General features: G+C 36.3%; 21 protein-coding genes, 1 other RNA gene and 2 other annotated features (1 of these 24 cut by a window edge). Of the genes, 17 read left to right on the forward strand and 5 right to left on the reverse strand.

Annotated elements, in window-relative coordinates:
* Positions 1–17 (forward strand) — a binding site (T-box leader); it begins 221 nt to the left of the window's first position.
* A 55-nt stretch (positions 18–72) separates the two neighbouring features.
* Positions 73–1,362: a histidine--tRNA ligase gene (gene hisS / locus BM260_RS09140; RefSeq protein WP_093537084.1), complete on the forward strand. Its 1,290-nt coding sequence runs from the start codon at positions 73–75 to the stop codon at positions 1,360–1,362.
* Positions 1,359–3,131, forward strand: coding sequence for an aspartate--tRNA ligase (gene aspS / locus BM260_RS09145; protein ID WP_175496249.1), 1,773 nt, complete (start codon positions 1,359–1,361; stop codon positions 3,129–3,131). The genes hisS and aspS overlap by 4 nt, the downstream gene beginning before the upstream one ends.
* A gap of 777 nt (positions 3,132–3,908) precedes the next feature.
* On the opposite strand, the gene BM260_RS09150 is transcribed toward aspS, so the two are convergent.
* Positions 3,909–4,304 (reverse strand): hypothetical protein, encoded by a 396-nt coding sequence (locus BM260_RS09150; RefSeq protein WP_093537039.1) that lies wholly within the window; start codon positions 4,302–4,304, stop codon positions 3,909–3,911.
* Position 4,305: 1 nt separating this feature from the next.
* Positions 4,306–4,509 (reverse strand): helix-turn-helix transcriptional regulator, encoded by a 204-nt coding sequence (locus BM260_RS09155; protein WP_093537085.1) that lies wholly within the window; start codon positions 4,507–4,509, stop codon positions 4,306–4,308.
* A 373-nt stretch (positions 4,510–4,882) separates the two neighbouring features.
* On the opposite strand from BM260_RS09155, the gene BM260_RS09160 reads away from it, so the two are divergent.
* Positions 4,883–5,149: a YqhV family protein gene (locus BM260_RS09160; RefSeq protein WP_093537040.1), complete on the forward strand. Its 267-nt coding sequence runs from the start codon at positions 4,883–4,885 to the stop codon at positions 5,147–5,149.
* 47 nt (positions 5,150–5,196) lie between these two features.
* Here BM260_RS09160 and BM260_RS09165 read toward each other — a convergent pair whose 3' ends face one another.
* Together BM260_RS09165 and BM260_RS09170 are read right to left on the reverse strand one after the other, a co-directional pair.
* A complete protein-coding gene (locus tag BM260_RS09165) occupies positions 5,197–6,438 on the reverse strand; it encodes an MFS transporter (protein ID WP_093537041.1) in 1,242 nt (413 codons plus the stop codon).
* 75 nt (positions 6,439–6,513) lie between these two features.
* Positions 6,514–7,140 carry a LysE family transporter gene (locus tag BM260_RS09170; protein ID WP_093537042.1) on the reverse strand — a complete coding sequence of 209 codons (627 nt, stop codon included), beginning with the start codon at positions 7,138–7,140 and terminating at the stop codon, positions 6,514–6,516.
* Between the two features lie 191 nt (positions 7,141–7,331).
* Here BM260_RS09170 and ssrS point away from each other — a divergent pair.
* The 3 genes from ssrS (at position 7,332) to BM260_RS09185 (ending at position 8,622) form a co-directional block, all read left to right on the forward strand.
* Positions 7,332–7,516, forward strand: a non-coding RNA gene (ssrS, locus tag BM260_RS09175) — 6S RNA.
* Between the two features lie 89 nt (positions 7,517–7,605).
* Positions 7,606–8,367: a tRNA threonylcarbamoyladenosine dehydratase gene (locus BM260_RS09180; protein ID WP_093537043.1), complete on the forward strand. Its 762-nt coding sequence runs from the start codon at positions 7,606–7,608 to the stop codon at positions 8,365–8,367.
* A 60-nt stretch (positions 8,368–8,427) separates the two neighbouring features.
* Positions 8,428–8,622 (forward strand): hypothetical protein, encoded by a 195-nt coding sequence (locus tag BM260_RS09185; RefSeq protein ID WP_093537044.1) that lies wholly within the window; start codon positions 8,428–8,430, stop codon positions 8,620–8,622.
* Between the two features lie 644 nt (positions 8,623–9,266).
* Here the strand turns inward: BM260_RS09185 and BM260_RS09195 are convergent.
* A complete protein-coding gene (locus tag BM260_RS09195) occupies positions 9,267–10,556 on the reverse strand; it encodes a replication-associated recombination protein A (RefSeq protein ID WP_093537046.1) in 1,290 nt (429 codons plus the stop codon).
* A 135-nt stretch (positions 10,557–10,691) separates the two neighbouring features.
* Between BM260_RS09195 and cymR the strand changes: the two genes are divergently transcribed.
* The 11 genes from cymR (at position 10,692) to BM260_RS09250 (ending at position 22,778) form a co-directional block, all read left to right on the forward strand.
* Positions 10,692–11,114: a cysteine metabolism transcriptional regulator CymR gene (cymR, locus tag BM260_RS09200; protein ID WP_093537047.1), complete on the forward strand. Its 423-nt coding sequence runs from the start codon at positions 10,692–10,694 to the stop codon at positions 11,112–11,114.
* 10 nt (positions 11,115–11,124) lie between these two features.
* Positions 11,125–12,255, forward strand: coding sequence for a cysteine desulfurase family protein (locus BM260_RS09205; RefSeq protein ID WP_175496245.1), 1,131 nt, complete (start codon positions 11,125–11,127; stop codon positions 12,253–12,255).
* A 90-nt stretch (positions 12,256–12,345) separates the two neighbouring features.
* Entirely contained in the window at positions 12,346–13,458 is a 1,113-nt protein-coding gene (mnmA, locus tag BM260_RS09210; RefSeq protein ID WP_093537049.1) for a tRNA 2-thiouridine(34) synthase MnmA, read from the forward strand.
* 14 nt (positions 13,459–13,472) lie between these two features.
* On the forward strand, positions 13,473–14,129 hold the full coding sequence (locus tag BM260_RS09215) for a tetratricopeptide repeat protein (protein ID WP_093537050.1): 657 nt from the start codon (positions 13,473–13,475) through the stop codon (positions 14,127–14,129).
* A 21-nt stretch (positions 14,130–14,150) separates the two neighbouring features.
* Positions 14,151–16,574 carry an SF1B family DNA helicase RecD2 gene (gene recD2, locus BM260_RS09220; protein ID WP_093537051.1) on the forward strand — a complete coding sequence of 808 codons (2,424 nt, stop codon included), beginning with the start codon at positions 14,151–14,153 and terminating at the stop codon, positions 16,572–16,574.
* Between the two features lie 36 nt (positions 16,575–16,610).
* Positions 16,611–16,824, forward strand: a binding site (T-box leader).
* A 105-nt stretch (positions 16,825–16,929) separates the two neighbouring features.
* Entirely contained in the window at positions 16,930–19,563 is a 2,634-nt protein-coding gene (alaS, locus tag BM260_RS09225; RefSeq protein ID WP_093537052.1) for an alanine--tRNA ligase, read from the forward strand.
* A 78-nt stretch (positions 19,564–19,641) separates the two neighbouring features.
* Positions 19,642–19,908 (forward strand): IreB family regulatory phosphoprotein, encoded by a 267-nt coding sequence (locus tag BM260_RS09230; protein WP_093537053.1) that lies wholly within the window; start codon positions 19,642–19,644, stop codon positions 19,906–19,908.
* Positions 19,909–19,910: 2 nt separating this feature from the next.
* Positions 19,911–20,330, forward strand: coding sequence for a Holliday junction resolvase RuvX (gene ruvX, locus BM260_RS09235; RefSeq protein WP_093537054.1), 420 nt, complete (start codon positions 19,911–19,913; stop codon positions 20,328–20,330).
* An 11-nt stretch (positions 20,331–20,341) separates the two neighbouring features.
* On the forward strand, positions 20,342–20,644 hold the full coding sequence (locus tag BM260_RS09240; RefSeq protein ID WP_093537055.1) for a DUF1292 domain-containing protein: 303 nt from the start codon (positions 20,342–20,344) through the stop codon (positions 20,642–20,644).
* A 265-nt stretch (positions 20,645–20,909) separates the two neighbouring features.
* Positions 20,910–22,028 (forward strand): endolytic transglycosylase MltG, encoded by a 1,119-nt coding sequence (gene mltG, locus BM260_RS09245; RefSeq protein ID WP_093537056.1) that lies wholly within the window; start codon positions 20,910–20,912, stop codon positions 22,026–22,028.
* Between the two features lie 114 nt (positions 22,029–22,142).
* On the forward strand, positions 22,143–22,778 hold the full coding sequence (locus tag BM260_RS09250) for an O-methyltransferase (RefSeq protein ID WP_093537057.1): 636 nt from the start codon (positions 22,143–22,145) through the stop codon (positions 22,776–22,778).
* Positions 22,779–22,780: the final 2 nt, after the last annotated feature.

The following is a 22,780-nucleotide window of genomic DNA, read 5'->3' on the forward strand; positions in this document are numbered from 1 at the left end:
AAGCTCTCGTCCCTTGCTATTTTTAGCAGGGGATGAGGGCTTTTTTATATGTTATTGAAAGGGGCAGTTACCATGGATATTAAAGTACCAAGAGGAACACAAGACATCTTGCCATCAGAAACAGGCAAGTGGCAAGCAGTTGAAGAACTAATTAGAGAACAATGTAGAATGTATCAGTATAAAGAGATTAGAACCCCTGTTTTTGAACATACTGAATTATTTACTAGAAGTGTTGGAGATACAACGGATATCGTTCAAAAAGAAATGTATACATTCCAAGACAGAGGGAATCGATCGCTTACATTGCGACCAGAAGGTACAGCGTCTGCGGTAAGAGCATTTGTAGAACATAAAATGTTTGGTTACGCAGATCAGCCAGTGAAACTTTACTATATGGGACCAATGTTCCGTTATGAACGACAACAGGCAGGAAGATATCGCCAATTTGTACAGTTTGGAATAGAAGCAATAGGAAGTGCAGATCCTGCAATTGATGCGGAAGTTATTTCATTGGCAATGTCTGTCTATCAAAATGCAGGTTTAAAAAAGCTTAAGTTAGTGATTAATTCACTTGGAGATACAGATAGCAGAGTGTCACATAAAACTGCACTAGTTAGTCACTTCGAGCCACATATAGCAGAGTTTTGTTCAGATTGTCAAAATAGATTACAAAAAAATCCACTTCGAATATTGGATTGTAAAGTAGATCGAAATCATCCGTTAATGGAAACAGCCCCTTCTTTGGCAGATTTTCTAAATGAAGAATCTGCTGCTTACTTCGATAAAGTGAAGGAATACTTATCAATCTTAAATATCCCATTTGAAATAGATCCTAACTTGGTACGTGGTTTGGATTATTATAACCACACGGCATTTGAAATTATGAGCGCGGCCGAAGGATTTGGGGCAATCACTACACTAGCAGGTGGCGGAAGATACAACGGACTTGTAGAAGAGTTAGGTGGACCAAATGCTCCTGGCATCGGATTTGCTATGAGTATTGAGAGACTGTTGTTAGCTATTGAGGCAGAAAACAATGAGTGGTCTGAACAATCGACTCTAGACGTATATGTGATTGGATTAGGGGAAGCTGCTAAGAAAAAAGCAGTCGAATTGACTTATCAACTAAGACAGAAAAAAATCACAGCTGAGATGGATTATTTAGACCGTAAAATGAAAACACAAATGAAGTCTGCTGATCGCTTAAGAGCAAAATATGTAATTGTAATTGGTGATGATGAATTAGAAAAAGAAAGTGTTATGTTAAAGGATCTGGCAACTGGTACTCAAAACTTAATTCCTTTGAGTTCATTAATAGATCAAATCAAAACTAGTTCAACACAGTTGGAGGCAGAGGAATAATGAAAAGAACACATACAAGTGGGCAACTAAACGAACAACAAATCGGTGAAACAGTCCAACTAATCGGATGGGTACAAAAACGAAGAGATTTAGGTGGATTAATATTTGTGGATCTACGTGATCGTACAGGGCTAGTACAAGTGGTCTTCAATCCTGAGATTTCCGAATCAGCTATTCAAATTGCAGATAAATTGCGTAATGAATTTATCGTTGAAATTACAGGTGCAGTAGTTGCTAGAGCAGCCAATCAAGTAAACAAAAATATTTCTTCCGGGGCAATTGAAGTACATGCAACGGAAGCTCGCATCATTAATGAATCAAAAAACCCTCCTTTTGCGATAGAGAACCAAACGGACGTCGGTGAAGATATCCGTTTAAAATATCGCTACTTAGACTTAAGAAGACCGGTAATGTATGATACATTCAAAATGCGCTCAGATATTACTAAAACAGTAAGACGCTTCTTAGACGAAGAAGGATTTTTAGAAGTAGAAACACCAATTTTAACTAAATCTACCCCTGAAGGAGCACGTGACTATTTAGTGCCAAGTCGTGTCCATGATGGAGAATTTTACGCGCTTCCTCAATCACCACAGCTATTTAAACAGCTATTAATGGTTGGTGGATTTGAAAAATACTATCAAATTGCTCGCTGTTTCCGTGATGAGGATTTACGTGCGGATCGTCAACCAGAATTCACACAAATTGATATGGAAATGAGTTTCCTATCAATGGATGAAATATTGGAAATGAACGAACGTATGATGAAAAAAATTATGAAGGACGTTAAAAACGTTGATGTTACTATCCCGTTCAATCGGATGAATTATGATGAGGCGATTAATCGCTTTGGATCAGACAAACCCGATGTTCGTTTTGGTCTAGAACTAGTAGATCTTTCGGAAATAGTGAAAGATAGTTCGTTCAAAGTGTTCTCATCCGCCGTGGAAACAGGAGGACAAGTAAAAGCGATAAATGTTAAAGGTGCTGCAGCAAATTATTCTCGTAAAGATATAGATGCTCTAGGAGAATTTGTTGGTGTTTACGGTGCCAAAGGTCTTGCTTGGTTAAAAGTGGACGAAGAAGGATTGAAAGGTCCTATTGCTAAGTTTTTCGAAGGAGAAGCAGCAACGAGCCTTATCCAAGCATTAGAGGCAACAACTGGAGATTTATTAGTATTTGTCGCAGACCAAACATCTGTGGTGGCAGATGCATTAGGGGCTTTACGTTTAAAACTCGGAAAAGAACTTGATTTAATCGATGAGTCACGCTATGAATTCTTATGGGTTGTGAACTGGCCATTATTTGAATATGACGAAAAAGAAGGTCGTTACTATGCAGCACATCATCCTTTCACAAGACCTTTTGATGAAGACCTTGCATTAATGGATACAGATCCAAGTAAGGTACGTGCGCAAGCTTATGACTTAGTGTTAAATGGTTATGAATTGGGCGGAGGATCTCTACGTATTTATTCGAGAGAAGTTCAAGAAAAAATGTTCGAAATACTTGGATTTTCAGAAGAAGAAGCTAGAGCTCAATTTGGCTTCCTAATGGATGCTTTCGAATATGGAACACCTCCACACGGCGGAGTTGCATTTGGATTAGATAGATTGGTAATGCTTCTTTCTGGTAGTACAAATCTACGTGATACAATTGCATTCCCGAAAACAGCAAGTGCAAGTGATTTGTTAACATCAGCACCTAGCCCAGTAGCAACGGCTCAGTTAGATGAGTTAAGCTTGAGCTTAAAATTAAAAAATAAGTAAATTTCAAAAGGATTTCTCGTGACACTAGTCATGAGGAATCCTTTTTTATCTTGGCTATATTAAAATTTAGGATTGTTTAAAGATGCACATAAAAAAATGAACTGGAAAATCTATCTCCAAGTTCATTTTTCCTTGTCTTTTTTAACTAAGCACTCTTTTAAAATTACTTCAATTGTTGAAACCCCATTAGTCTACTAGAATATTTCCAACATATTGAGCCGTCCAAATACTTGAAATGAGATTTACTTCGATTTAATATTCACCTTTTTCATTGGGAAAATTAAATTCTTTAAGTCTATTTACATATAATTGTATTTTAGTAATTTACTTAACGTTAACGTTGACTTTAAATACATTCAAAAAAATTCTTTTATTTTGTATGGTTATTTCGATTGTCTCTTTTAAAAAACCTGTCTGTCATCAGCAATAATATACACCCTACCAAAATCATGCTGGCAAAAAATATTTGTGGGATGTCCTCGCCCCATCTAGTCAAAATTGTATAGACTTGAAAGATACTCAAGAGTAAGAGTCCCACTTTTAATGGCAAAGTTTTTGTTTTCATGTTTAACACCCATTTCTTGTTATTACTAAAATGCTCGTTACTTCTATAAGAAAAAAGGGCGTACTCCTTTGTGGAGTAAGGCACCCGTTAATGAAATAAGTTACTAGATCACTTCTACTCACAACCAACACAACTCAAATTTTATTTACTGTAGCAAAGTCAAACTGCATCTTCTTTAATTCCGAGATATCCACGTATAGGTCTTTTCTCATTTATTGTCTTCTAACAACTAGTGTTCCAATGACTAATAAAAAAAATAGGATTAATAAATATATACTCAAAGCACCCAATTCAATTGTTTCTGTTCCAAGAGCAATTAGTAAACAAACAATTAACATGCTTCCAAATAGAACTATATACAATGATGTTGCATAGAAATTTTTAATATTTATCCATGTTCTTTCATCAATATCAGGTATGTTATGTTTCTTCCGGCTTTCACGAAATTTGATCGTTCCAAGAACAATACCTACACCTACAACTGAACCAATAATCCCTGCACTCATAGTTCCAACAGGTAAATCTGGGACCATCATACTACCCAAGTAAAAACCGATACTCATTGAAAAAATCAGTGTACAGACTATGATGATTTGCAATCTTTTCATGTTATTCCTCCTCTAAAGTAAATATTTCATCTAAGGTTATATCAAAATATTTTATCAACTTGAGTGCCAGCTCCAAGCTTGGATTATACTTATGATTCTCTACCGCGTTAATCGTTTGTCTAGTAATTTGTAAATCTTCTGCCATTTGAATTTGGCTAATCCCTTTTGCTAGACGGATCTCTTTAATTCTGTTTTTTACTTTCAAATCCAACTAACTTCCTCTCGTGATGATGTAAAGATATCTTTACATCAATGTTTTCAACTTTTCATTATGTAACTAAATTGCCTCGTTCGTCTAGTGAACACTTTCAACTTTATAGGGGACAAGTTCTATATATTCATTAACGAGTTATCAACTTTTTCCTTGAACAGAGCATTTAGTGGGCTAGTGATGCACAGCCAAACACCCTTAGGTTATCGAGAAAAGAGAGGGTGATCATAGATCTGGAAAAGTTTAAAATTAATGCGGCTTGGGATTTTCTTGTGAATATATTTTAGTTGATATATATAATATTTAAGCAGTATACATATAATCTCAATAGTACATATTCTTTTAGTAAAGAGGAGTAGAAGAACTGATTATTGAGAAGGCGTTATTATTTATTATTATACTTAGGTTACTTTCTGGGAGCATTGAGTTATCTGCAGCAATGCTTATGATTAAATTTAATGATTTAGAAAAAGCATTTTATATTAACTCCTTACTAGCTTTAGTAGGACCGATCGTTTTAATCGTAACAACTGGAATTGGTTTAACAGGCTTATCTGAAAAAATTTCCTTAACTAGAATGGTCTGCTTATTTGCGGGGGTATTACTCATTCTTTATAGTTTAAAATCAAATTGAATTTAAAAAATGGACTGGTTAGCTTGATGCTTCCCAGTCCATTATATTTATGCGTTATGATTTTGTCCTTCAATTTCATCTACTTTTATCATTTTCAGCGCTATGAAAAAAAGAACAATTCCTATTGCGCCAGCAATAATATAACTAATATTGAGATAATTTTTCATAACTAGTGACATGATTGGTGGACCAGCTGCAACTCCGATGAATCTTGCTGAGCTATAGAAGGAAGAGATGGTACCACGCTCTTCTTTTTTTATATTTTCCGTTATGAGTGCATCTAACACTGGTAGCAAAGCGCCGATCGCAATACCCATTATACTCGTAACGATCAATAATAGAATTAGTTTGTCTTTAGTAAATCCTATAAATGCTACACTTATTGACATAACCACTAAACAAATCATTGTCATTTTTTTCATAGTAGACACATTACCCTTAATGTTCCTGCCAGTTATATATGATGCAATACAAAGCATCAGAAGTGGAATAGCTATTACAAAACCTTTTTTTATTCCTTTTATATCATGCGTTTTTTCAAGCATTTCGGATAAGAAAAACAAAACGGCGAATAATAGAAGCATAACAAAAGCACCATTTATAAATACAGTAAAAAGCCATTTACTTTCCTTCTTGAATGTCTTTTTAGTATTACTTAGAAAGTCTTTAAACTTTACTGGCTCATCTTTTTCCTTTGGTACTTTTACAAAGAAAAATATCATGACAATAGAAATTAAACTAAAGACCGAAATGGAGAAGAAAGGTAAAAACCATAATACTGCTGCTAAAACAGATCCCAGAATTGGGCTTAAAACTTTGCCGAAAGTATTAGAGGTTTCAATAAGGCCGAGACAGGAACTGGTTTTTTCATCATCATCTTTATATAAATCTCCGACGAGTGGCAATACGATTGGCATTGCACCAGCCGCACCTATACCTTGAAGAATTCTTCCAATAATAATCCAAAAAAACGGGTCGTCTATTTTCCAAGAAGCAAAACCAGCGATAAGACCCCCGATTAAAGCTAGTATAAGGCTAGGTAAGATGACAATTTTTCTTCCAAAACGATCGGAAAGATAACCTGCTACAGGTATAAGAAAAATAGCTGCAATGGAATAACTAGTAATAATCATGCTTGACTGAAAAGAACTGATACCTACTTTCTTTTCTAAAACAGGCAAAATAGGTATAAGCATTGAATTACCCAGAGTCATGACGAGTGGAATAGAGGCCATACTGATAACACACCATATACTTACATTGTCGGTTTGATTGTTATTATTTATCATGTGCACACCACACCTCAACTAATAATCTTTAAGGTATGATTTCCTTTGCGTGTTACAATATACGTCAAAATTTTTTTAAAATAGTGCATGAAATGCTTGGAAACCAAAATAGATACCGAAGCCTATCATACACAAAGAAGAAATGAATGAAACAGCTTTTAATACCGAAGTGGAAAGTAGGTTTCGTGAACTACTTGAAAAGAAAGCCATCAAGAAATCGACTAGCGCGATACCAAGTAAAATAGCAATACTAATTATAACCGTTTCGATTCCAGAAATTTCCCCACCGCCACTAACTAAAATAGATCCATAAATACCTAACCAAAATAAAATAGTCAACGGATTTAAAAAAGCCATTAGTATTCCTGCCAGTAATGAGTGACGTAAACGAACAATTTTACGGAATTTTGGATCCATAGAAATATTATTTATAGTCAGCAAATTTTCGATGCCCGTGTACATAAGTACAAAAAAACCAAAGCTCCATAAAAATATTCGCATATACGGGGAATCAATAAATTGACCTACACCAAAGTAAACCATGAACATATAAACTATGTCGGTTACGATGGCACCAATTCCAAAAAACCACGCATGAAAAAAGCCGTTTTTGATACCAGTGTTTAAGAGTGTAGCTTTAACAGGTCCTATTGGTGCTGCCAGGGATATCCCTAATAAGAAATATGTACTTAAGGAATTCATTCATGTCCTCCATTTTTGGTATATGAAGCATCATATTCGAGATGGACTAACCTTACGACTGAAGGGGAAAAATTTAATTTTAGGAGAAGTATAGACTGATAATTCTATTTACCTATTATTCAGAATAGTCCGAAAAGATGGCAATAAAATGATTGAAGTTTTATAATTCATATGCTATTATCTAAATAACACGAATCCTGATGTGTTCGCAATTTGCCAATCAGTTTTGACCGAACAATTTTATCGTTGGGAGTCTAACTTTTATTATGAATGACATGCCCTTAATCGGGACGCCAAGATTAATAAAGAGGACACCCACCTGCATCTTGCGGGTTCAAAACGATACGCTCTATTTGTCGGCACAATTGGGATTCGTATCATTTTTTCAATATCCTCTGGCGCATTTGCTGGAGGTTTTTTCTTGGGATTTAATCCTACTAATCTGATTTATATGGAGTGTTTTTTATGTTACATCAATTTTCTAGAAATGAACTTGCGGTAGGGAAGCAAGGTGTGGAATTACTGAAAGATACAACAGTAGCCATCTTAGGTGTAGGGGGAGTTGGATCCTTCGCGGCAGAAGCATGCGCCAGAAGTGGTGTTGGTCGTATTATTTTAGTAGATAAAGATAATGTAGACATTACTAATATTAACCGCCAATTAGTAGCTTACATATCGACAATAGGTCGATCAAAATCTGAAGTGATGAAAGAGCGTATTGCTGACATTAATCCAGAATGTGAAGTAATCGATATGCATATGTTTTATACGGAAGAAACGTTTGAACAATTTTTTGCGATGAATATAGATTATGTTATTGATGCGTCAGATACAATTATATATAAAATTCATTTAATGAAAGAATGTTTAAAACGTAATATCAAAATTATTTCAAGTATGGGTGCTGCTAACAAAACAGATCCTACTCGTTTTAAAATTGTCGATATATCTAAAACTCATACAGACCCTATTGCAAAAGTGATACGTACTAAGTTACGCAAAGAAGACCGCATTACAAAAGGGATACCAGTTGTATTTTCGGATGAGAGTCCTATTGTTGTGAGAGAAGACGTAGTAGAAACCGTTGGTAAGCCAGAAGCAACTATTAGAAAAGCAAAAATGCCACCGTCTTCTAATGCATTTGTTCCTTCTACAGTAGGTTTAATATGTGCAAGCTGGGTTATAAATGACATTACAAAAGATATTCATATTACACGCGTACAGTAATTGCTTGAAGTTTTTTCCTGATGACTTATACTTAATGTATATATAAAGGAGGGAAATACGATGACTGAAACAAATAACCAAGAAACACCTAAAAAGAAAATGACCCTTCAAGAAGCTGTAAAGCAAAAACTTGAAGACAAAAAGAATCAAGCTGCAGGTGGTAAAACTTCCCTTAACGGTTCTACAGGAAATCAGAAAATGAAAAGCCAACAAACTAAAAAGGTAAGTAATACAAGACGCAAAATGGGTGTTTAATCCATAAAAAATCCAGTCCCTTTCTTAAGGGGACTGGATTTTTTAGAGATTAAGAAAGAATATAAAATTGGACTTAAAAGATTGGGAATGCTGTGATTTCCGTTACAGGTGGGCGCGTTTCGCGGGGTGAGCGATGAGCTATCACCGTCGCTAGAGCGTCGCTGTGATAGCTCATCTGTCTCACTCATCCCGCAGAAGTCGCCACCTTTCACTTCAATCAATTATGTAGGTAGTACTCAACAACAAGATAGAGCATAGCTTATCGTTTGGATAAAAAGAGTAGTCAAAAGTTAATCTAGGGATTAAACAGTCTGCGTAGTATTGGGCTATTATTCCGTAACGTAGAATGTAGAAAATGGATTTCCTTTGATATGAGTCCCTTTCAGCCTTACTTATTTTAAGATGAAACATATATATTTAGGCGGTTTTATATCCAATTATCCGATCAGATTGAGTGGATCTAATTGATTGGAGCGCAGTGTGACGACTCCAGTGGGAACAGCGCGAGCTGAAGACCCTGGACTGAGCGGAGCGAGGGAAGCGGCTGAAGCCGTGCCCACGGAAAGCGTCCGCTCTTCGCTCCAATCAATGGACTATCTACGCTTATATTTTTTAAGGACTGGGCGCCTTTATGCCCGATTATCTCATTTTTTTTCTAATTTAAAATTCTCTAATCTTTTGTAAATAGCAGCCAATCGTTTTTCTTCACCAGCCTCGATCGGTTTATAGAAAGAACTTCCTACTAAATTGTCTGGCAAATAGGTTTGATTGACCCAACCCCCAAACGTCCCGATTTTATAATTATGCGGATAAATATATCCACCATGTCCTAAATCTGCAGCTCCTGCATAATGTGTATCTTTCAAATGACTTGGAATATCACCTGTTTTCCCCTGATGAATACTTGCTATTGCCGCATCTAAAGCAGAATATGCAGAATTGGATTTCTCCGACAGACACATGAGTACTATTGCGTTAGCTAATGGTATTCTTGCTTCAGGTAAGCCTAAACGTTCAGCTGATTGAATAGCGGCTAAAACTTGAGGTCCTACGGATGGATTAGCTAGGCCGATGTCTTCATAGCTCATCACGAGTAAACGTCTGGATACGGCTACTAAATCACCGTTTTCCAATAGATGTGCCAAATAGTATAGGGCCGCATCAGTATCGCTCCCACGGACAGATTTCTGTAAAGCTGACAGTAGGTTGTAAAAATGAGAACCTTTTTTATCCCCAAAAACTCCTACACGATCCACAAGACTTTTCAATGTGGAATCCTCCACAATGGTTACACCATTTTCTTCAAAACTTGCAAAAATAGTAGATTCTAAAAGAGTTAAAGCTTTTCTGGCATCTCCGTTTGCTGAATCGGCTATGAGTTTTCTTTGTTGCTCTGTTATTTGAATGTTCTGTTGACCAAGTCCTTTTATGTTATCTTCCAAAGCTCTCATTAAAAGTAAATCTATATCATCGGTTGTTAGTCTTTTGAGTTGTTTGATCTCTCCACAACGTGACCTGATCGCAGGGTTTACATCATGATAGGGATTTTCTGTTGTTGCACCGATTAAAATAATCGATCCATTTTCCACGTGGGGAAGCAATGTATCCTGTTGTAACTTGTTAAAACGATGAATTTCGTCTAAGAACAAAATAACTTTTCCGCTAATACGTGCATCAGCTACTACATCTTCTACGTCTTTTTTTCCAGCTTTAGTGGCATTCAACGCAACAAAGGGTAATTTTGTCGTACCTGCAATAGCAAATGCAAGAGATGTTTTGCCAACTCCAGGATCGCCGTATAAAAGCATAGAGGGAACATGTCCGTTTTTTATCATTTTATATAAAGCTGTGTTTTCTCCAATAACATGCTGTTGTCCAGCTAGTTCATCAATAGTTTGAGGTCTCATCCGATATGCTAAAGGTTCATTTTGCAAAATGATCTCTCCTTTTTCGTACGTTTGTTCTTTTATTATATAGAAGATTGTCTAAAAAGTCATTTTGAAGTCGATATAGTGTGTAATTATGCTATACTAGGGAAAGAATTTTTTAATCTTATGAGGTGAATTATATTGAAATTTTCAACAAAAGGAAGATACGGTTTAACAATTATAGTAGCTCTAGGAAAGCAGTACGGAGAAGGTCCGATTGCACTTAGACAAATTGCTGCTGAATATAATTTATCTGAAGCGTATTTAGAGCAAATTGTATCACCTCTTAGAAACGCAGGAATAGTGAAGAGTGTAAGAGGGGCATACGGTGGTTATATGCTTTCAAAAACACCTAGTGAAATAACTGCAGGAGATGTTATTCGCGTTTTGGAAGGACCAATTCAAATCGTTGAGGGAATTGAAGAGGAAGCCCCGCCACAGCGTGAGTTGTGGATGCGTATTCGAGACGCTGTAAAAAATGTGCTAGATACAACTACAATAGAAGATTTAGCAAAATATACGGAAGAAAATCCAGAGAACCCTGGATATATGTTTTATATATAAGGAGTTTATAATGACTAGAATATATTTGGATCATGCAGCCACATCACCAATGGCCGAGGAAGTAATCGAAGTCTATACAGCTGAAATGAAAGAAGTGTTTGGTAATCCATCTAGTATTCATCAAACTGGAAGAAAAGCCAGAAAAAAAGTCGATGATGCAAGAACAATTTTAGCTAAAAGTATTGGAGCCCATGAAACAGAAATTACCATAACTAGTGGAGGCACAGAAGCAGATAATTACGCTGTTTTTGGAACTGCTTACGCTAGAAAAAACGAAGGTAAGCATATAATTACAACTCAAATTGAGCATCATGCGGTTCTTCACGCTTGTGAACAGCTTGAAAAAGATGGTTTTGAAGTAACTTATCTTCCAGTCGATAAAAATGGATTGATCAGTATCAATGACTTGAAAAATTCACTAAGAGAAGATACTATTTTAGTTTCCGTTATGTATGCAAATAATGAGGTAGGGGTTATTCAACCAATCGTGGAAATTGGTGAATTATTGAAAGATCATCCTGCCTATTTCCATACAGATGCTGTTCAAGCATATGGTAGTTTATCTATTGACGTGATTACATCCCATATAGATTTATTGAGTGTTTCCAGCCATAAGATAAATGGACCAAAAGGAATAGGTTTCTTATATCAAAGAAAAGGTATCTTGTTAAAACCTATTTTTTATGGAGGACAGCAGGAACGAAAAAAACGGGCGGGTACCGAAAATGTACCGGCTATTGTTGCATTTGCAAAGGCAGTTCAATTGAAACAAGCAACTTTTACAAATGGCAACGTAGAATATAATCAGTTAAAACAAGTTTTTCTATCTGAATTGGAAAGACTTAAAGTTCCTTTTCAGGTTAATGGTTCTCAGGAATCAGTGCTTCCTCATGTGCTAAATATTAGTATCCCTAATACAGATGTGGAAACTTTTTTAGTGCAATTAGATTTAGCTGGTATTGATGCTTCAAGTGGATCGGCTTGTACAGCAGGTTCTATCGATCCATCCCATGTACTAGTTGCGATGTATGGGGAAAGTACACCCGAGTTACGAAATTCGGTTCGTTTTAGCTTTGGATTGAATAATACGGAAGAACAAGTGTTGGAAGCGGCAAACAAAATAAGCAAGATAGTATTATAGAACAAACCCATCTAAAAGTTTAACTTCATTTAGTTTGAGTTTGTCTATTACTACATGATGTTAAAGATTTTAGCGAAATGAGTGAATACAATGAAAAAAATAGAAGATACACGAGTAGTAGTTGGAATGTCTGGCGGGGTAGACTCGTCTGTTGCAGCATACTTACTGAAAGAACAAGGCTATGATGTAATCGGCATTTTCATGAAAAACTGGGATGACACCGACGAATTCGGGATGTGTACAGCAACCGAAGATTATGAAGACGTGATAAAAGTTTGCAATCAAATAGGTATTCCTTATTATGCAGTAAACTTTGAAAAACAATATTGGGATAAAGTTTTCACTTACTTCTTAGAAGAATATAAAGCAGGTCGAACTCCCAACCCAGATGTAATGTGTAATAAGGAAATTAAATTTAAAGCGTTCTTAGAGCATGCATTAGCTTTAGGAGCAGATTATTTAGCAACAGGTCACTATGCGCAAGTAGAGGTTCGTGATGGACAAACTCGTATGCTACGTGGAAGAGACAACAATAAAGATCAAACTTATTTCTTAAATCAATTAAATCAAGAACAATTAGAAAAAGTGATGTTCCCAATTGGTCACTTAGAAAAGAAAAAAGTCCGTGAAATCGCATTAGAGCAAGGCCTTGCTACTGCGACTAAAAAAGATTCCACTGGTATTTGTTTTATCGGGGAAAGAAATTTCAAAGAATTTTTGAGCCAATACCTTCCCGCTCAACAAGGTGCTATGGAAACGATGGATGGAAAAGTAATGGGACAACATGATGGTTTAATGTATTACACAATTGGACAACGTCATGGTCTTGGAATCGGTGGTTCGGGTGATCCCTGGTTTGTAATTGGAAAAGATTTGGACAGAAATGTCCTGTTAGTTGGACAAAACATTAACAATGACGCATTGTTTTCTACTAGCCTAACTGCAACTGATTTATCTTTTACGACTACATTAGAAAAGCCACAATCTTTTAAAGCAACTGCGAAATTCCGTTATCGTCAAGAGGATATAGGTGTGTTTGTAGAATTGATAGATAATAACCGAGTGAGAGTTATATTTGATGAGCCAGTTCGTGCAATAACACCAGGACAAGCGGTTGTGTTCTATCAAGGCGATGAATGTCTAGGTGGAGCTACAATTGATGAAGTATTCAAAGATGGTCTTAAACTGGATTATGTCGGATAACTGGAGGTAATATTATGGATTACAATGAATTAGGAATTCAAGCTATACAAGAAGAAAATTATGAAAAAGCAGTAGAGCTTTTTACGAAAGCAATTGAAGAAAATCCAAATGAGGCAATTGGTTATATTAACTTTGGAAATCTTTTATCGTCTATGAACGAAGATGAACGAGCAGAGAAGTTTTTCCAAAAAGCAATTACTTTAGATGAAGGTGCAGCAACAGCCTATTATAGTCTTGCAAATCTTTACTATAATGCCGAGCGATTTGCGGAAGCTGCAAAGCTATATGAAAAAGCTATTGCGACTGGAATTGAAGGACCGGATGCCTACTATATGCTTGGGAAAAGTCTTGAAAAAGAAGGGCTAACAAAGCTTTCTCTACCATATTTACAAAGAGCTTCGGAGCTAGCTCCTGAAGATATACAAATTAAATTATCTTATGGTATTGCCCTTGCTAGTTTAGAGATGTTCGAACAAGCGGAACCTGTCTTTAAAGAAATAGTGCAGTTAGATGCCGAAAACGCAGATGCTCACTATAATCTGGGCGTATTATATGCAGTTTCAACTTCTGACACTGAAGCTGCTCTATCTCATTTAAAAGAAGCTTTTACTTTACAACCCAATTATGATCAAGCACGCTATGTGTACGACATGATTTCCCTACGAAATTAATGAAACTCTGGAGGCGGTAGTATGACCAACGAAATAAATAATGAAAAGCAATTTATTACGGGTCGTCCTATCGTTTCGATTTTTCATAACCCTCAAAACTTATTCTCTATCATCAAATTGAAAATAAAATCCACTAACACTACATACACAGAAAAAGAAGTAATTGTATCTGGTTATTTCCCTCCGTTAGTACTTGAAGAACCATACAAATTCATTGGTTATATTAAAAATCATCCGAAATATGGCGTGCAATTTCAAGTGGAAACATTCCAAAAAGAAGTACCAGCGACAGAACAAGGAATTATTCATTATCTTTCCAGTGATATGTTCACAGGGATTGGACGCAAAACTGCTGAACTAATTGTGAAAAAGCTAGGCACAAATGCCATTAACAAAATATTAGAGGACCCACAGGCCTTAGATGTAGTGCCTCGCCTTTCAGAAGATAAAAAAGTGACGCTACGTGCAGTTCTGGAACAAAATTTAGGCTTGGAAAAAGTAATGATTCAACTCAATGAATGGGGATTTGGTCCTCAGATTGCTATGAAAATATATCAAGCGTATCGAGAAGAAACACTTGCTGTGCTTACGAAGAATCCATTCCGTCTAATTGAAGAGGTAGAGGGAGTAGGTTTTGTTCGAGCAGATGAGCTTGGCTATAAATTAGGGATAAAAGGAAACCATCCAGATCGTATTAAAGCAGCAATCTACTATTTGCTTCAAACAGCTTCCTTAGGGGAAGGTCATGTATTTCTTTATGCAGAGCAATTATTGGAATCTGTTAAAAAACTACTAGAAAATGCTCAACATGAAGAAATTCCTTATGATGCAATTACTAAATGTTGCATTGAACTTGCAGAAGAAAATCGGATCGTCGGAGAAGTGAATCGTTTTTATATTCCGTCTTTATATTATTCGGAAGTTGGCATTGGATCCAAAATCGAAACCCTACTAGCCGAAAATGATACACATCATCAGTTTCCTTTAGCCGAGATGAAAAAGCATCTTGGAGGTATCGAAGAACGTCTAGGTGTCCAATATGCTCCAACACAGATCAATGCGATTGAAACGGCATTAAATGCAAGTATGACCTTACTTACTGGAGGTCCTGGTACGGGTAAAACTACGGTAGTTCGAGGAATCGTTGAACTATATGCAGAACTACATGGACTGTCTCTGGATCCAAAAGAATGGTTGAAAGACAAGAAACCATTTCCGGTAGTATTAGCCGCTCCTACGGGTAGAGCAGCCAAGCGTCTAAGTGAATCGACAGACTTGCCAGCCATGACTATTCACCGACTATTAGGCTTTACTGGTCAAGAGGATTCGGATGTGGAAGGAAAAGAAATCGAAGGCAAACTAATTATTATTGATGAAACTTCTATGTTAGATACATGGTTAGGACATCAACTCTTAAAAGCAATTCCAAAAGATGCTCAAGTTATTTTTGTAGGAGACCAAGATCAACTTCCGCCAGTAGGACCAGGTCAGGTATTAAAGGATTTACTTGCCTCCAATCGAATCCCTACTGTAGAACTAAAGGATATTTATCGCCAGGCTGAAGGATCATCGATTATAGAACTTGCTCATGAGATGAAACAAGGAACGGTTCCCGCATCCTTATTAGACAAAACAAAGGATCGTTCGTTCATCAAGGCTTCTACAGAGCAAATCCCAAAAGTAGTCGAGCAAGTACTGAAAAGTGCATTATCCAAAGGACTTTCCATTCGAGATATGCAAGTATTAGCTCCTATGTATAGAGGTCCTGCAGGTATTGACGCGCTTAATAAAATGATTCAAGAAATGGTCAACCCTAATACGGATGGAAAACGAAAAGAAATGATTTTTGGGGAAACTATTTATCGTATTGGGGATAAGGTACTTCAACTCGTCAATCAACCAGAAAGTCATGTATTTAATGGCGATATGGGAGAAGTTATTAGTATATTTAAAGCTGCAGAAACAGTCGAGAAAAAAGAGATGCTAATTGTGTCTTTTGATGGTAATGAAGTAACCTATGAAAAAAATGATTTAAATCAGCTGACACTTGCTTATTGCTGCTCCGTTCATAAGTCACAAGGTAGTGAATTTCAAACGGTTATTATGCCTATCACGAGAAGCTATATGAAAATGTTAAGACGAAATTTACTGTATACAGGAATTACGCGCGCTAAAAACTTCCTTATTCTTTGTGGAGACCCAGAAGTATTTAAGTTTGGAGTAGAGCGAACGGATGACCTTCAGCGATTGACTACATTGAAAGATCGTTTAACGCATACAGAAGAAGCAGAACCCGCAGAAGAGAAAGAGTTAAAAAGTGATACTGAAACTAGAGCGAATCAAACAGATTTGACCTATTTAACTGCAGAGAATTATCATGTAGTTGACCCTCTAATAGGGATGAATGGTGTTACTCCGTATCAATTTATGGACACAGACAATTGACACAAGCCCATTTGTTTTTTATAATCAATTGCATATAGTAAAATGTTGACGGAGAAAGTACTAATTGTTATCTGACTAGAAATGGATTCCTTGGCTGAAAGAATTCACTGACCTAACAAATAGGAAAGCTACTCCTGAGTGCAGTTAAAACCTGTCGTATGGCCGCGTTAAGGCTTCTTGAGAGACATAAGTAGAATTATCTACTGTGTAACTAGGGTGGTACCGCGAAACAATAGCTTTCGTCCCTTTTTTAGGGATGAGGGCTTTTTTTATTGTTTTGGTTTTTAGATATCACTTGTGAAGTGATTGGGATTACTCGCGGTCGAAGAATACAAATTATTAGGAGGAACTAAACATGAAACAATTAACAGGTGCTCAAATTAGACAAATGTATTTAGACTTTTTTATCGAAAAAGGACATTCCCAGGAACCATCAGCTCCACTTGTACCAATCAATGACCCGTCATTATTATGGATAAATAGTGGTGTAGCAACACTTAAAAAGTATTTTGATGGACGTGTAGTACCTGAAAATCCACGTATTACAAATGCGCAAAAGTCTATTCGTACAAATGATATTGAAAACGTTGGGAAGACAGCAAGACATCATACTTTCTTTGAAATGCTAGGCAACTTTTCTATTGGAGACTACTTTAAAAAAGAAGCGATCCAGTATGCATGGGAGTTTTTAACGGATGCAAAGTGGATGGCATTTGAACCAGAAAAATTATCTATTACGATTCATCCCGAGGACGAAGAAGCATATAATATTTGGAAGGATGAAATTGGAATTCCGGAAGAGAGACTTATTCGTTTGGAAGGGAACTTCTGGGATATTGGGGAAGGTCCAAGTGGTCCGAACTCAGAGATTTTCTATGATCGTGGAGAAAGCTATGGTAATGACCTAAACGATCCTGAATTATATCCAGGTGGAGAGAACGACCGGTATTTAGAGATTTGGAATTTAGTGTTCTCTGAATTCAATCACAATCCAGATAATACGTATACTCCTTTACCAAAACAAAATATTGATACTGGTATGGGCCTAGAACGTATTACAAGCGTAGTACAAGATGTGCCAACAAACTTTGATACTGATTTGTTTATGCCAATTATCCGTCAAACTGAACAGATTTCAGGTAAGTCATATCGTGCAAATGATGTGGATGATACGGCATTCAAAGTAATTGCTGACCATGTTCGTACAGTAGCTTTTGCTATTGGTGACGGTGCATTACCATCCAATGAAGGTAGAGGTTATGTCCTTAGAAGATTACTTCGTAGAGCAGTTCGTTTCGCGAAACAATTAGGGATTGAAAAACCATTCCTACATGAGCTCGTTCCAGTAGTTGGAGAAATTATGCAAGACTTCTACCCAGAAGTAACAGAAAAACAAGATTTCATCATGCGGGTTATGAAAAATGAAGAAGAAAGATTCCATGAAACACTTCATGATGGCCTAGCTATATTGGAAAAGGTTATCGAGGAACAGCAATCAAAAGGGGAATCTTACATCCCAGGAACGACTACTTTCACTCTATACGACACGTACGGTTTCCCAATTGAATTAACGGAAGAATATGCAGAAGAGGCGAATATGACCGTCGACCACGAAGGCTTCAAATCAGAAATGGAAGCACAACGTTCTCGAGCTCGTGCAGCACGTCAAAATGTAGATTCTATGCAGGTACAGTCGGAAGTGTTTAGTAATTTACATGATGAAAGTGAATTTGTTGGATACGATACGATGAGTGTTGCTACTAAAGTTACTTCGATTGTTCGTGATCAAGTATTAGTCAAATCAGCTCATGAAGGCGAAGAAGTTAAAGTAGTATTAACACAAACACCTTTCTACGCTGAAAGTGGCGGGCAAATTGCCGATCATGGAGTTATTCAAAATGATACATTTAAAGGATACGTAAAAGATGTGCAAAAAGCTCCCAATGGACAAAATCTCCACACAGTAGTTATTGAATCAGGAGAAATTATTACAGATGCAGAAGTAATGGCAACTGTAGATAATTCACTTCGTGGACATACGATTAAAAATCATTCTGCTACACATATTTTACATCAGGCGCTAAAAGACGTATTAGGAACGCATGTAAACCAAGCTGGTTCATATGTTGGTCCAGATCGTTTACGTTTTGACTTCTCTCATTTTGGACAAGTTACAAAAGAAGAAATTGAACAAATAGAACGTATAGTAAATGAAAAAGTGTGGGATAATATCCCGGTAGTTACCGGATTCCATAATATTGATGAAGCAAAACAAATGGGTGCAATGGCATTATTCGGTGAAAAATATGGTGATATAGTAAGAGTGGTGAAAATGGGAGATTTCTCATTAGAACTATGTGGTGGTATTCACGTCCAGAACACCTCTGAAATAGGAATCTTTAAAATCCTTTCTGAAAGTGGGATTGGAGCAGGAACAAGACGTATAGAAGCTGTAACTGGTAAAGGTGCTTTCGAAATATTAAAAGAAGAAGAGCAAATGTTAAATGAAGCAGCAAATTTACTAAAAGCACAACCTAAAGATTTAGTGAATAAAGTTACTCAAACACTTCAAGAGCTAAAAAATGTTCAAAAAGACAATGAGTCTCTTTCAGCGAAAATTGCCAATAGCCAAGCTTCATCCGTTCTGTCATCGGCACAAAAAGTAAATGATATAACTGTATTATCCGTAAAAGTAGACGCTAAAGATAACAATCAATTACGCCAAATGATGGATGATTTAAAACAAAAGCTAGAAAAAGCGGTAATTGTTTTAGGTGCAATCGATGGGGATAAAGTCATGATTACAGCAGGCGTAACAAAAGATATAGTTGGTGGTAACTATCATGCAGGGAATATCGTCAAACTAGTGGCAGAGCAATGTGGAGGTAAAGGTGGAGGTCGTCCGGACTTCGCAATGGCTGGTGCTAAAGATACAAGTAAATTAGAAGTAGCTTTAAGTTCTGTAGTAGAATATATTAAATCTGTTTAAACTTTTTCCAAAATAGGGTATACTAATACAATAGGTACATTAGTTTACTCACTTAAAAAAGAAAGCGAGGTGCTGATCATGAGCTCATTTGATAAAACGATGAAATTTAATTTCCCTGAAGAATCGATGGAACAAGAAGTAAAACATGTGATGGTACAAGTTCACTCTGCACTAGAAGAAAAAGGGTATAATTCTATCAATCAAATTGTAGGCTATTTATTGTCAGGTGATCCAGCTTATATTCCTCGCCATCAAGATGCACGAAATATGATTCGAAAACTTGAACGAGATGAAATATTAGAAGAACTAGTAAAGTTCTATATTAAGAAAAATAATGAGGCTTAATGATGCGAATTATGGGGTTAGATGTTGGTTCTCGTACTGTTGGAGTAGCAATCAGTGATGCATTTGGTTGGACTGCACAAGGTATAGAAACAATAAAAATACATGAAGAAAGCTTAGAGTTTGGTCTGGAACGAATTGATGAACTCGTAAAAGAGCATAATGTAACAGAATTTGTTGTTGGATTTCCAAAAAACATGAATAATTCTATTGGTCCACGTGCTGAGGCATCCGAACAATATGCTAAGCTATTAACCGAGAAATATCATTTCCCAGTAACTTTATGGGATGAACGATTGACAACGATGGCTGCAGAACGTATGTTAATAGATGCTGATGTGAGCCGTAAGAAGCGTAAGTTAGTGATCGACAAGATGGCCGCTGTAATGATTTTACAAGGCTTTCTTGATAGAAAAAATAGATGAGGTGACTACAAATGGACCACGGTCAAGAAAATATTACAATTGTAGATGAAAATGGAAATGAACAACTTTGTAACGTGCTATTTACATTTGAATCTGATGAATTTGAAAAATCATATGTACTTTATTATCCAATCGGTGCAGAAGAAGATGAAAATGAAGAAATCGAAATTCATGCATCATCATTTACTCCAAATGAAGATGGAGAAGACGGAGAATTACTTCCAGTCGAGTCCGATGCTGAATGGGATATGATCGAAGAAATGTTAAGTACATTTTTAGATGAACAAGAAGACGAAGAAGAAGACGAAGAATAAGACTATCTATTCAGGTGGATGAGGGAAGCCTCATTCACCTTTTTCTTTGTTTAATTGTTCTGTACATAATTAGCTATTTACACATTCTAGCCTGTGGTGAATAGTGGTAACCATAATCATAAAAGAGAAAAAAATCTACTATATGTCAAGATTCTCTAAAAGCGTCAAGCTCATTACACACGGTAGATTATAGTAGATGATTTGTGCGCTTTTGTTCTTTTATATATTTTCTTGTATAATGAGATAGGATAAAGGGGGAGAACCCGTGGAAAATGAAACAAAAAAAGATATTATGTTTAAGAAAATGAAAAGTAAGAAAAAAGAAGTGAAACTTGTGAGAAAGATTGTTCTAATTATAACTTTCCTTGTAATTATCATCGGAGGGATAGCTGGACTAGTTATCTATAATTATGTAGAATCAGCGCTCCAACCTTTAGACCCTAATTCCGAAGAGACTATAACCGTAGATATTCCAATTGGATCTGGCTTGGATAATATTTCCAGTGCATTAGAAAAAAGCGGAATTATAAAAGATGCAAAGATCTTTAAGTATTATGCAAAGTTTAACAATGAATCTCAGTTTCAGGCTGGGGAGTATAGTTTAACAAAATCAATGACTTTAGACGAAATTATTGAAAGCTTAAAAACTGGTAAAGTATACAGAGAACCGGTATTCGCGTTGACAATTCCAGAAGGATTGACACTTGAACAAATTGGACAAGTTATTGAAAAGAAAACAAAGCATTCTGCAGATGATTTCTTTTCACTTGTAACAAGTGAGGAATTTGTGGATCGAATGATGGTTAAATATCCAAACGTTCTAGGACCAGAGATTAAAGGAGAAAATGTACGCTATGCATTAGAAGGATATCTGTTCCCTGCGACCTACCCGTTTTTTGAGGAAAACCCTTCTATTGAGACAATAGTAGATATGATGCTCTCTAATACCGATAAAGTAGTAACATCTTACGTAGATATATTACAAGCAGAGGAAAAATCTGTTCACTGGTTATTAACTTTTGCGTCTTTATTAGAGGAAGAGGCTACAGCCCAAACAGATCGAGCAACAATTGCGAGTGTCTTTTATAACCGTATAGAAGATGGGATGCCTTTACAAACAGATCCAACTGTCCTATACGCTAAAGGGACACATAAAGATCGTGTGCTTTTTGAAGACTTAGAGTTTGATAATCCTTATAACACGTATCAAAACCCAGGATTACCGCCCGGACCCATCGCAAATGCTGGTAAATCATCTATAGAAGCTACACTTGATCCAAGCAATACAGATTATTTTTACTTCTTGGCAGACAAAGAAGGAACTAATCACTTTTCTAAAACCTATGATGAACATCTTCAAAAAATCGACGAATTTTTAAAATAAAAATTGTGCAGGAGAGGGAGTGTGTCGCATTCCTTCTCCTGCTATGTTATTATAAGAGTTGTTTTTTTACATAATAGGGATTACTATTTTATTGACCTAAAGGGGTTAGTCTAGATGAATATTAGTGATGATTTTTTAAAGGATCTGATAAAACCTCGATCCGCTATTTTTTTGGAAATGGAACAATATGCAAAAGATTATCATGTGCCTATCATGCAACTAATGGGTATGGAATCGTTATTGCAGCTCCTTTCTTTACAACAGCCAAAGTCTATTTTAGAACTTGGAACTGCTATCGGTTATTCTTCCATGCGAATGGCAACTAAACTTGAAGAAGCATCAATTGTGACTATTGAGCGAGATGAAGCCAAGGCAGAACTAGCAAAAGATTATATGCAACGGGCAGATTTACAACATCGTATTCAAGTAATTATAGGAGATGCGTTAGAGATTTCAGCAACAGAGCTGGGAGATTTAACTTTTGATGCTATCTTTATTGATGCAGCGAAAGGTCAATACAAAAATTTCTTCGAAAAGTATGCCCCATTTTTGAATGATGGTGGCGTTATTTATTGTGATAATTTATTGTTAAATGGCTTGTCCGAGTTACCGATGAGTGAAGTGCCTAGAAGAAAAAGAACAATGGTCAGAAACCAACATCAATTTATGGAGTGGCTAATGAATCATCCAGATTATGATACAGCATTCCTACCTGTTGGAGATGGTATGTTAGTAAGTATTAAGAGGTGAAA

Source organism: Psychrobacillus psychrotolerans (assembly GCF_900115805.1).
Classification (GTDB): domain Bacteria; phylum Bacillota; class Bacilli; order Bacillales_A; family Planococcaceae; genus Psychrobacillus; species Psychrobacillus psychrotolerans.